Consider the following 12,233-nt stretch of genomic DNA (forward strand, 5'->3'; position numbering starts at 1 on the left):
GTCGTCGACCTCGGCTGCGGTCCGGGCAACCTGACCGCGACTCTCGCGGACCGGTGGCCGGGGGCCMAGGTGGTGGGCCTGGATTCCTCGCCGKAGATGCTGGCCAAGTCGAGGGACCATGCGGCCGCGGCGGCCAACCTCTCCTATGAGCTGGCCGACATCGGGCACTGGCTGCCCTCCGGCGAGACCGACGTGGTGGTCACCAACGCCGCCCTGCAGTGGGTGCCCGGACACCGCGAGTTGTTGCCGGCGTGGCTTGATGCCCTCAAACCGGGGGCCTGGTTCGCGCTACAGGTGCCGGGGAACTTCAACGCCCCCTCCCACACCCTGATGCGGGAACTGGCCGAGTCCCCGGCGTGGGCGGGTCGGCTCGCCGGGGTCCTGCGCCACGACGACGTGGTAGGGGAGGCGGCGGAATACCTTGACATCATGCTCGACGCCGGTTGCGCCGCCGATGCGTGGGAAACCACCTACCTGCAACTGCTCCCGGGCGCCCACCCTGTCCTGGAGTGGGTCCGCGGGACGGGGCTCAGGCCGGTCCTGGCCGCCCTCCCGGCAGACGAGGCCAGGGAGTTTGAGGCGGAGTACTCGGCGCGACTGGACGAGGCGTATCCGGCGGGCCGGCACGGGACCGTCTTCCCGTTCCGGCGCACCTTTGCGGTGGCGCAAAAACGCGGGTGAGAGGCATGTCTGCCGGTTGACACGAGGCACTCCGGAATGGGGCTTACAATGACGTGGCGGCGTGGGGGCGGCCGTTAGGCTGATTCCTATTCCGAGCCCTGGGCAAGTGATGGAGGTTCGGTGCTAATAAGCCTGATGGCGCGGCTACTGTCCGCGCATAAGGGGAGCGTGCTGGCCATCGTTGTGCTCCAGCTCGTGCAAACCACCGCCAACCTGCTCCTSCCCACCCTGAACGCCGCGATTATCGACGACGGCATCATCGGCGGGGACACGGGGGAAATCCTCCATCTGGGCGGCTGGATGGCCGGAATCGCCGCCGTGCAGGTGGCTACGGCTATAGCGGCGGGTTACCTGGGCGCCGTCGTCGCCATGGAGCTTGGCGGGCAGCTGCGCGAGGAACTCTTMGCGAAGGTGCAGTCCTTTTCCTCCCAGGAGGTCGGGGTCTTCGGTGCGCCCAGCCTCGTTACCCGGGCCACGAACGACGTCGCCCAGATCCAGAACCTCGCAGTCCTGGTCTTCACCATGTTGATCGCGGCCCCTGCCATCTTCATCGGCGGCATCGCGCTGGCCGTGCACCAGGACGTGGTGCTGTCCTGGATCGTGGTCGCCGTGATCCCGATCCTCACGGTGATCATGACGGTGATCGTGCGCCGCCTGATTCCGCTGTACCGCGAGGGCCAGGGACTTCTCGACAGGATCGGCCGCGTGCTGCGCGAGCAGATCATCGGCGCCAACGTCATCCGCGGCTTCGTCCGGCAGGACCACGAAATCCGCCGCTTCGACGAAGCCAACAAGGACCTCACCCGGAACAATCTGCGCTCCGCCCTGCTGGTGGCCGGGATGATGCCGATGATCATGCTGGTGGTCAACCTGTCCTCCGTGTGCGTGGTGTGGTTCGGCGGCCACCGGATCGACGCCGGCGAAATGCGGCTCGGTGCCCTCACCGCGTTCATCGCCTACATCCTGCAAATCCTGATCGCCATCATGATGGCGATGTACGTGTTCATGACCGCCCCGCGGGCCGCGGCGTGCGCGGAACGGATCCGCGAGGTACTGGACACGAAACCGTCCATCGCGGACCCGGCTGCCCCCGCCGGGGCGCATGCCGGCCCTGCCCGGCCCGAAGATGCGGCACTGCCCGAAGATGCGGCACGGCAGGTGAGCACGTCGCATGCCCGTCATACTGCCCGCCCCGCACACGCCGTCGAGTTCCGCAACGTGTCCTTCGCCTATCCCGGCGCCGAGGAGCCCGTGCTGGACGGCATCTCATTCACCGCCGCCCCCGGGACCACGACGGCGATCATCGGCGCGACCGGCAGCGGCAAGACGACCCTCTTAAACCTGATTCCCCGCTTCCTCGACGCGACCGGCGGCGAGATCAGCATCGGGGGACGCAATGTGCGGGCCATGCCGCTGGAGGCCCTGCGGGGCCTCATCGCCATCGTCCCGCAGCACTCCTACCTCTTCTCCGGCACGGTCGCTGAAAACCTTCGCCTCGGTTCACCGGCCGCCGCCGATCCGGACTTGTGGCAGGCACTCGAGTCCGCCCAGGCAGCCGACTTTGTCCGCGCCCTGCCTCTCGGGCTCGACGCGCCCGTCAGCCAGGGCGGCACCAACTTCTCCGGCGGCGAACGCCAGCGCCTGTGCATCGCCCGGGCAGTGCTCAAGGATTCGCCGGTCTACCTGTTCGATGACAGTTTCTCCGCCCTGGACTACGGGACCGATGTCCGGCTCCGTGCGGCGATCGAGCCTCTGCTGGAGCAGGCCACCGTGCTGATCGTGGCCGAACGGGTGGCAACGATCGTGGACGCCGGGCTGATCCTCGTGCTGGAGGACGGCCGCCTCGTCGCGCAGGGTACACACGCCGAACTCATGGAGTCCTCGCCAAGCTACCGGGAGATCGCCGCGTCCCAGCTCGTCCTGGAGGAAACCCTGTGAGCCGCGGCCGGGCGTCAGGCACGGAGTCCGCGGCCCTGGCCGGGGCCAAAGAGCGCTCCAAATGKCGGGCCGCAGCCCGGCTGCTGGGCTTGCTGCGGCCGCTCAAGTGGCGGATGGCCGGTGTCATCGCGGCCACCTGCGCGTTCGTGACGCTCAACGTCGCCGCCCCGAAAGTCCTGGGAGACGCGACCGACGTCGTGGTCGCAGGATTCCTCGGCGGCGCCCTCGACGAACAGGCGCTGGCCGGGCGGCTCCTGACGGTGTCCGCCCTGTACGTCGGGGCGTCCCTCTTCAGCTGGATCCAGGGCGCCCTGACCGCCACGGCCGTGCAGCGGCTCAGCTACGGGCTCCGCGGCTCMGTGGAGCAAAAACTCCATGTCCTGCCGTCGAGCCATTTCGAGGAGCAGCGCCGCGGCGAGGTGCTCAGCAGGGCCACGAACGACGTCGACAACATCTCCCAGGCCCTCAACCAGCTCCTCAACCAGCTGATCATGTCCGTCCTGATGCTCTCCGCCGCACTCGCCATGATGCTCTGGCTCTCGCCGCTGCTGGCGCTGATCGCTGTCCTCTCGGTGCCTGTGTCGACCGTCATCACTGTGTTCGTGGCCAAGCATTCCCAGGCGCACTTCACGGAACAATGGAGCAGTACCGGGGCGCTGCACGCCCAACTCGAAGAATTCTTCACGGGGCATGAAGTGGTCAAGGCCTTCGGCCGGCAGGAGGCGTCGGCGGCGAGCTTCCGGGACTGCAACGACAGGCTCACGCGGTCCAGCGCCCGCGCCCAGTATCTGTCCGGCATAGTGCAGCCGCTCATGGTGTTMGTCGCCAATCTCAACTACATTGCCGTGGCCGTGGTGGGGGCGCTCCAGGTCACCACCGGGGCCATGACGATCGGCGGCATCCAGGCTTTCATCCAGTTCTCCCGCCTTTTCAGCCAGCCGATGGGCCAKATCGGCGGAATGCTGACCCTCCTGCAGTCCTGCCTCGCGTCCGCGGAGCGTGTTTTTGAGCTGCTTGATGCTCCCGAGATCCCGCCGGACAGCGCGGTGCCGGCCGCTGCGGCCAACGGCGGCGGCAGGCTTCACGGCGCCGGCACCCCGCTGACGGTCGATACCMCGCTCAAGGTCCATGCCCCGCGCAAGACCAATGGCCGGCACAAGTTCAACGGCCGGCGCAAGCCCCGGGACCTGCGGGAAGCCAACGCTCCGCTGACGGCGGGCACGGCCGCGGGCCGGGTCGCGTTCGAGCACGTCACCTTCAGCTACAGCCTCGGCACCCCCGTGGTGAAGGACCTGTCCTTTACGGTGGAACCGGGACAGACCGTGGCAATCGTGGGACACACCGGCGCCGGCAAGACCACCGTGGTGAACCTCCTGATGCGCTTCTACGAACTCGACTCGGGCCGGATCCTGGTGGACTCAACCGACATCGCCACCATCCCGCGGGACGAGCTCCGGTCCGTCTTCGGCACGGTTTTGCAGGATGCGTGGCTGTTCACCGGCAGCATCCGGGAGAACATCKAGTACGGCCGGCCCGKGGCCACCGACGCCGAGATTGTCGCGGCGGCCCGGGCMAGCCATGTGGACCAGTTCGTCAGGGCCCTGCCGGCCGGGTACGCCACCATGCTCGGCAACGACGGCGACTCCCTGAGCCGGGGCCAGTGCCAGCTCGTCTCGATCGCGCGGGCGCAGCTCGCCGGCCGCAGCATCCTGGTGCTGGATGAGGCGACGAGTTCCGTGGACAGCCGTACCGAGGTGCAGATCCGGCATGCCATGGAGCGGCTTCGCCAAGGTCACACTAGCTTCGTGATCGCGCACCGTTTGTCCACGGTCCGGGACGCTGATCTAATTCTCGTCATGGACCACGGACGGATCGTTGAACACGGCACCCATCAGCAGCTGATGGCCGGGAGCGGGCTCTACAAGGATTTGTACGACGCACAGTTCGCCGGTCGCGAACACGTGCAGGMCGTCGGGGAGCCGGAACAGTGAGCCCCGCGGACACCKCGGGGGAGCGTTTCCCCGGTTCCTGGCGGACCAATCCGGCCAGCTCCGTCCCGCTCTTCGAACAGCTCCGGCTGTACGTCATTGAACGCGCCGATAACGGCACGCTCGCGCCGGGTACCCGGCTGCCGGCCGTGCGGAGCCTCGCGACCGAACTGGGCGTTGCGCCCCACACTGTGGCCCGTGCCTACAAGGAACTCGAGGCCGCCGGCGTCGTCGTGACCCGGGGCCGGAACGGCACGGTCGTCTGCGCCCGCGATGCCGCCTGGAGCTCGCTCTCCGCCGCCGCGGCGGAGTTCGCGGCGGCGGCCAAAGCGCAGGGCGCGAGCTTCGCCGAGGCCGTGCAGTTGCTGGCCGCCGCCTACGACCGCCACTAGCACATCCGGGCGGACCCCGCGGCGGGCAGAATAGTTTTTCGAAGAAGTTTTCGATTAGCATTAGATTCGTGCCTAAAGCTGTAGCTGAAGATCCAGCCGTTGAAGTCCAGTCCGCCGTCGAACCGCTGGCAGCCCCGGAGGCCGTCCCGCCCCGTCCCGAGCTGAAACGCCCGGACATGACGCGCCTCGTCGTCAAGGGCGCGCGCGAACACAACCTGCGCAACGTGGACCTGGACCTGCCCCGCGATGCCATGATCGTGTTTACCGGCCTGTCCGGCTCCGGCAAGTCCTCCCTGGCGTTCGACACCATCTTCGCCGAGGGTCAGCGCCGCTATGTCGAGTCCCTCTCCGCCTACGCCCGGCAGTTCCTGGGCCAGGTGGACAAGCCCGACGTCGACTTCATCGAGGGCCTCTCGCCGGCCGTGTCGATCGACCAGAAGTCCACGAGCAAGAACCCGCGCTCCACCGTGGGCACCATCACCGAAATTTACGACTACATGCGCCTGCTGTGGGCCCGCGTGGGCCGGCCGCACTGCCCCATCTGCGGCGAGCCCGTGGCCAAGCAGACCCCCCAGCAGATCGTTGACCAGCTGCTCGAACTTCCGGACGGCACGCGCTTCCAGGTGCTGGCACCCGTGGTCCGCGGCCGCAAGGGCGAATTCGTCGACCTCTTCAAGGAACTGACCGCCAAGGGCTACTCGCGGGCACGCGTGGACGGCGACCTCGTCCAGCTGAGCGATCCGCCCAAGCTGGGTAAGCAGTTCAAGCACACCATCGAAGTGGTCGTGGACCGCCTCGTGGTCAAGGAAGGCATCAGCCAGCGCCTCACCGACTCCGTCGAAACCGCGCTCGGCCTGGCGGAGGGCCGCGTCCTGGCCGAATTCGTCGACCTCGACGCCGACGACCCGGAGCGGATCAGGGCGTTCTCCGAACACCTCGCCTGCCCCAACGAACACCCCCTGGCGATCGACGAGATCGAGCCGCRCTCCTTCTCGTTCAACAACCCGTTCGGCKCCTGCAGCGCCTGCAGCGGCATCGGCACCAAGCTGGAAGTCGATGAGGATCTCATCATCCCCAACCCGGAGCTCTCGCTTTCGGAGGGCGCCATTGCGCCGTGGTCGCTGGGCACCGCCACCACGGAGTACTGGAACCGGCTGCTGGGCGGCCTCGCCAAGGAGCTCGACTTCTCCATGACGACGGCGTGGGAAAAGCTCGACGCCGACGTCCGGCAGACCGTGCTGCACGGCAAGGACCACAAGGTCGTGGTGCAGTACCGCAACCGCTTCGGCCGGGAACGCAAGTACAGCACCGGCTTTGAGGGCGTCGTGCAGTACGTCCACCGCAAGCATGGCGAGACCGATTCCGACTCGGCGCGCGACCGCTACGAGGAGTACATGCGCCAGGTACCGTGCCCGGCCTGCAACGGTGCACGCCTGAACCCCGCGTCCCTTTCGGTGCTGATCAACGGCAAGTCCATCGCCGAAGTCGCCGCGCTGCCCATGCGGGAATGCGCGCACTTCCTCGACAACCTCGTCCTCACGGGCCGCGAAGCGCAGATCGCCCACCAGGTCCTCAAGGAAATCCAGGCCCGGCTGACCTTCCTCCTCGACGTCGGACTCGAATACCTGAACCTGGAGCGGCCCTCCGGAACCCTGTCCGGCGGTGAAGCCCAGCGCATCCGGCTGGCCACCCAGATCGGCTCCGGACTTGTAGGCGTGCTCTACGTCCTCGACGAGCCCTCCATCGGCCTGCACCAGCGGGACAACCGCCGCCTGATCGAAACCCTCACCCGGCTCCGGGACCTKGGCAACACCCTGATCGTGGTGGAGCATGACGAGGACACCATCCACGAAGCCGACTGGGTCGTGGACATCGGACCCGGTGCCGGCGAGCACGGCGGCATGGTGGTCCACTCCGGTTCGTACCAGGACCTGCTGAAGAACACGGAGTCCCTGACCGGCGACTACCTCTCCGGCCGGAAGTCCATCGAGGTACCGAAGAAGCGGCGCAAATACGACAAGAAGCGCGAGCTCAAAGTCGTCGGCGCCAAGGAAAACAACCTGCTCAACGTGGACGCAGCTTTCCCGCTGGGCCTCTTCACCGCCGTCACCGGCGTCAGCGGCTCCGGCAAGTCCACCCTCGTCAACGAGATCCTCTACAAGGTGCTCGCCAACAAGCTCAACGGCGCCAAGCAAGTGGCGGGCCGGCACAAGTCCGTCCAAGGCCTCGAACACCTGGACAAGGTGGTGCACGTCGACCAGAGCCCCATCGGACGCACCCCGCGCTCGAACCCGGCCACCTACACCGGCGTGTTCGACCACATCCGGAAGCTCTTCGCCGAGACCACCGAGGCGAAGGTCCGCGGCTACCAGCCCGGCCGGTTCTCCTTCAACGTCAAGGGCGGCCGCTGCGAGGCCTGCTCCGGCGACGGCACCCTGAAGATCGAGATGAACTTCCTGCCGGACGTCTATGTCCCCTGCGAGGTCTGCMACGGTGCCCGGTACAACCGCGAAACCCTGGAGGTCCACTACAAGGGCAAGACGATCGCGGACGTGCTGAACATGCCCATCGAGGAAGGCGCCGAGTTCTTCGCGGCGTTCTCCCCGATCGCCCGGCACCTCAACACGCTTGTCGACGTCGGCCTCGGCTACGTCCGGCTCGGCCAGCCCGCCACCACGCTCTCCGGCGGCGAGGCCCAGCGCGTGAAGCTCGCGGCTGAGCTCCAGAAGCGCTCCAACGGCCGCAGCGTCTATGTCCTGGACGAGCCCACCACGGGCCTGCACTTCGAGGACATCCGCAAGCTCCTCATGGTGCTGCAGGGCCTCGTGGAAAAGGGCAACACCGTGATCACGATCGAGCACAACCTCGACGTCATCAAGAGCGCCGACTGGATCGTGGACCTTGGCCCCGACGGCGGTTCCGGCGGCGGCCGGGTAGTGGCCTCCGGCACCCCGGAGCAGGTCGCAAAGTCCAGCGAAAGCCACACGGCCGCGTTCCTCGCCGAACTCCTCGCCTGAGAACTGACCCCGTGCCGTGCGGACGGGCCGGGAGCACCACTGCGGAGCGCTCCCGGCCTACGGCACGGCCAAGGAGCCCCCTGATGTATTCCTGAAGGAGTATGCGAATTTCTGGCATCCGTGCACTCGTGAGAAACTAAGCCGGTGACGCATACAACAGTGCCCGTGATCTTCGACCTCGACGGCACTCTTGTCGATCCGGCCGGGGGCATCACGGGCGGAATCGCCGCGGCCCTCACCGAACTCGGACTGCCCGTTCCGGACCCTGCCCGGATGGACGAGATGGTCGGACCCAAACTGAGCCATTCMCTCACGGAAATCGCCCGCGTACCGGCAGCGCTCCTCGCGGACGTCATCCGGATCTATCGCCGGCACTACGCGTCCACCGGCATCGCGCAGAGCCGGCTGTACCCCGGAATCCGCGACCTCCTCGAAGGCTTCGTCGCCGCCGGGCGGCCCATCGCCGTCGCCACCCAGAAACCGGAAGGTCTGGCMCGCACCGTGCTGGAACACCACGGCATCGCCGGACTCTTCCACAGCATCCGCGGCTCGACCGCCGACGAGGCAGGCGCCGCAACGGACTCCGTCCCCTTAGGCAAGGCCGCCATCGTCGCCGCCGCGCTCTCGGACCTGGCTGCCGCCGTCCCGTCGACGGCCGGCCATGCCGTGATGGTGGGCGACCGCGCCCAGGACGTCGCCGGGGCCGCCGCCAACGGACTGGACTGCATCGGCGTAGGCTGGGGTTTTGCGCCCGACGGCGAACTGCACGCGGCCGGCGCCGTCGAGATCGTGCACACCACCACGGCGCTCCACGCAACGATCACCAGACTCTCCGAACGCCCGGGGACCGCAGCCCTGAACGAGGTGCACACCGATGGAAATGTTTGACGTCATCCGATGGACCACGCGCGGGCTCATATCGTCCACGTGCCGTCCCACGGTCATCGGCCTGGAGAACGTGCCCAAGGAAGGCCCGTTCATCGTGGCCCCCAACCACCTCTCCTTCCTGGACAGCGTGATCGTCCAGGCCCTCATGCCGCGGCCCGTGGCGTTCTTCGCGAAGGCCGAGTACTTCACCACCGGCGGCGTCAAGGGCAAGGCCATGAAGTCCTTMTTCGAGGCCGTGGGCTCCATCCCCGTCGAGCGCGGGGAGCAGGCCGCCAGCGTCCAGGCGCTGAAGACGMTGCTGGACATCCTCGACGCCGGCCGCGGCGTGGGCATCTACCCCGAAGGCACCCGCTCCCGCGACGGCATCCTGTACCGCGGCCGCACCGGCGTCGGCTGGCTGGCCCTCACGACGGGGGCGCCGGTGATCCCGGTTGGCCTGATCGGCACGGAACACCTGCAGCCGGCGGACAGCAAGGCGGTCAAACCGCAGCACTTCACCATGAAGGTGGGCGAGCCGCTGTACTTCGAGAAGACGGGACCGGACCACTCGCTGCCGGCCCGCCGCCAGGTCACCGACCGCATCATGGACGCCATCGCGGAACTGAGCGGCCAGGAACGCTCCACCAGCTACAACCAGAGCAAGTCGGTCGAATAGCGGGAGCAGCCGCGGTTCCCCGGCCGGGCCGGTGCCGCGGCACTCCCGGAGGCTCAGTAGACTGGAACCGTGGCAGATCCAGCGGGTTACCGACCCCAGACAGGTGAAATCCCGACCAATCCGGGCGTGTACCGCTTCCGCGATCCGCACGGCCGGGTCATCTATGTCGGCAAGGCCAAGAACCTCCGTTCCCGGCTGAATTCCTACTTCGCCAACCCGGCAGGGCTGATGCCCAAGACCTACGCCATGGTGCACACGGCCAGCAGCGTCGAATGGACCGTGGTGGGCAGCGAACTCGAGTCGCTGCAGCTGGAATACACCTGGATCAAGGAATTCACGCCGCGATTCAACGTGATGTTCCGGGACGACAAAAGCTACCCGTACCTGGCCGTCACGATGGGGGAGAAGTACCCGCGCGTCCAGGTGCTCCGCGGCGACCGGCGCAAAGGCACCCGGTATTTCGGCCCCTACACCGCCGGTGCGATCCGGGACACCATGGACACCCTGCTGCGGGTCTTCCCCGTGCGCAGCTGCAGCGCCGGCGTGCTCAAACGCGCCGAAGCCAGCGGCCGGCCGTGCCTGCTCGGCTACATCGACAAATGCTCCGCGCCCTGCGTGGGGCGCATCTCCGCCGAGGACCACCGCGCCCTGGCCGAGGACTTCTGCACCTTCATGGGCGGGKAAGCCAAGCCCTTCGTGAACCGGCTGGAACGCGAGATGGCCGCCGCGGTCGCCGAGCTCGACTACGAGCGGGCGGCGCGCCTCCGGGACGACATCGTGGCGATGAAGAAAGTCTTCGAACGCAACGCCGTCGTTCTCGCCGAGGGCAYGGACGCGGACGTCTTCGCCCTCCACGAAGACGAACTCGAAGCCGCCGTCCAGGTCTTCCACGTCCGCGGCGGCCGGATCCGCGGCCAACGCGGCTGGGTGGTGGAAAAGGTMGAGGACTCCACCACCCCCGAACTGGTCGAACACCTGCTCCAGCAGGTCTACGGCGAGGAAGCCGGCGTCCAGGGCAGGCTGCCCCGGGAGGTCCTGGTGCCCGCCGAACCCAGCAACGCCGCCGAACTCGCGCAATGGCTCAGCGGCCTGCGCGGGGCCCGCGTGGACATCCGGGTGCCTCAGCGCGGCGACAAGGCCGCGCTCATGTCCACGGTGCGGGACAACGCCGAGCACGCGCTGAAGCTGCACAAGTCCCGGCGCGCCGGCGACCTCACCATGCGCTCCCAGKCCCTCCAGGAACTCCAGGAGGCACTCGACCTCCCCGTGGCGCTGCTGCGGATCGAATGCTTCGACATTTCCCACGTCCAGGGCACCAACGTGGTCGGCTCCATGGTGGTGGTGGAGGACGGGCTGCCGAAGAAGTCCGACTACCGCAAGTTCGCCGTCACGGGGGCCGCCGCCACCGACGACACCGCCGCAATGCACGATGTCCTGACCCGACGGTTCCGGCACTACCTGGACGAGAAACGCGAACAGGCGGCCGCCGCGGCCAAACCGGCACACCAGGCCGCGCTGGAAGCGGCAACCGCGGCGGCGGTCGCGGACTCCACCACGCCGGCCCCGCGGAGCAAATTTGCCTACCCGCCCAACCTCGTCGTCGTTGACGGCGGCAAACCGCAGGTCAACGCCGCCGCCCGGGCGCTGGCCGAACTGGGCATCGAGGACGTGTACGTTGTCGGCCTGGCCAAACGGCTCGAGGAGGTGTGGCTGCCGGACAGCGACTTCCCGGTGATCCTGCCGCGCGCCTCCGCCGGCCTGTACCTGCTGCAGCGGATCCGCGACGAGGCCCACCGCTTCGCCATCTCCTTCCACCGGCAAAAGCGCGGCAAGGCCATGACGGTCTCCGCGCTGGACGGMGTGCCCGGGCTGGGCGAGTCCAAACGCAAGGCCMTCCTGGCCGAATTCGGTTCCGTMAAGGGCATCAAAGCGGCGACGCAGGAAGAACTCACCGGCGCCAAGGGGATCGGTCCGTCCCTGGCCGCCGCGATCGTCCGGCACTTCACTGCCGGCGGCGAGGAAGCCGCCACGGTTCCGGCCATCAACATGACCACCGGCGAAATCCTCGAAACTTAGCTAGCTCCGCCAAACTTAGCTAGGGTAAAGACTTGGGAAACGGCACGGGCGCGKCATCACCGCGGCCGCGCCGCTACCTGACCGCAACAGCAGACGCACAGGCAGAGATGGGGCTTCACTGATGGCAGACTCGACGGCAGAATCCGGGACGGATGAGGACGGCATGACACCCGTCAAACCCGTCGAGGCGKAACTGCTCGTGGTGACCGGCATGTCCGGAGCCGGCCGGAGCACCGCCTCGGACGCCCTCGAGGACCACGGCTGGTACGTCGTGGAAAACCTCCCGCCGCAGATGCTCGGCACGCTCGCGGAACTGGTGTCGCGCACACCGCACTCGATGTCCAAGCTCGCCGTCGTGATGGATGTCAGGAGCAAGGACCTGTTCGCGGACATGCGCGCTGCGCTACGCGCCCTCGAGGCCTCCGGGGTGACCTTCCGCGTGCTGTTCCTCGATGCTAACGACGATGTCCTGGTCCGCCGCTTCGAGCAGGGCCGCCGGCCGCACCCGCTTCAGGGCGGCGGCCGGATCCTCGACGGCATCGCCGCCTAGCGGGAGCTTGTCCGTGAGCTGAGGGACACCGCTGACATCGTCCTGGAT

Annotated in this window: 8 protein-coding genes and 1 pseudogene; all 9 read left to right on the forward strand. The window is 67.8% G+C overall.

From position 1 onward, the window contains the following. Positions 1 to 681 (forward strand): methyltransferase domain-containing protein (locus AC1DBQ_RS17195; RefSeq protein ID WP_476929668.1); only part of this gene is annotated, 681 nt, incomplete at its 5' end. A 135-nt stretch (positions 682 to 816) separates the two neighbouring features. Next, positions 817 to 2,619: an ABC transporter ATP-binding protein gene (locus tag AC1DBQ_RS17200; protein WP_476929669.1), complete on the forward strand. Its 1,803-nt coding sequence runs from the start codon at positions 817 to 819 to the stop codon at positions 2,617 to 2,619. Positions 2,620 to 2,732: 113 nt separating this feature from the next. Further along, the gene (locus tag AC1DBQ_RS17205) at positions 2,733 to 4,610 is read left to right on the forward strand and encodes an ABC transporter ATP-binding protein (RefSeq protein WP_476929675.1); all 1,878 of its coding nucleotides are present in this window, start codon (positions 2,733 to 2,735) and stop codon (positions 4,608 to 4,610) included. After that, entirely contained in the window at positions 4,607 to 4,999 is a 393-nt protein-coding gene (locus AC1DBQ_RS17210; protein WP_476929670.1) for a GntR family transcriptional regulator, read from the forward strand. The genes AC1DBQ_RS17205 and AC1DBQ_RS17210 overlap by 4 nt, the downstream gene beginning before the upstream one ends. 68 nt (positions 5,000 to 5,067) lie before the next feature. Further along, entirely contained in the window at positions 5,068 to 8,016 is a 2,949-nt protein-coding gene (gene uvrA / locus AC1DBQ_RS17215) for an excinuclease ABC subunit UvrA (RefSeq protein WP_476929671.1), read from the forward strand. 144 nt (positions 8,017 to 8,160) lie between these two features. Beyond that, the gene (locus AC1DBQ_RS17220) at positions 8,161 to 8,904 is read left to right on the forward strand and encodes an HAD hydrolase-like protein (protein ID WP_476929672.1); all 744 of its coding nucleotides are present in this window, start codon (positions 8,161 to 8,163) and stop codon (positions 8,902 to 8,904) included. Continuing rightward, complete coding sequence (locus AC1DBQ_RS17225; RefSeq protein ID WP_476929673.1) at positions 8,891 to 9,559, forward strand: lysophospholipid acyltransferase family protein; 669 nt, start codon at positions 8,891 to 8,893, stop codon at positions 9,557 to 9,559. Before AC1DBQ_RS17220 ends, AC1DBQ_RS17225 begins: the two co-directional genes overlap by 14 nt. Positions 9,560 to 9,628: 69 nt before the next feature. Next, positions 9,629 to 11,635, forward strand: a complete 2,007-nt coding sequence (uvrC, locus tag AC1DBQ_RS17230) for an excinuclease ABC subunit UvrC (RefSeq protein ID WP_476929674.1) — start codon at positions 9,629 to 9,631, stop codon at positions 11,633 to 11,635. Positions 11,636 to 11,756: 121 nt separating this feature from the next. After that, positions 11,757 to 12,182, forward strand: a pseudogene (locus AC1DBQ_RS17235) (RNase adapter RapZ); the annotation flags it as partial. Between the last annotated feature and the right edge of the window lie 51 nt (positions 12,183 to 12,233).

The sequence above is a fragment of the Arthrobacter sp. 10T413_2 genome, from assembly GCF_056394205.1.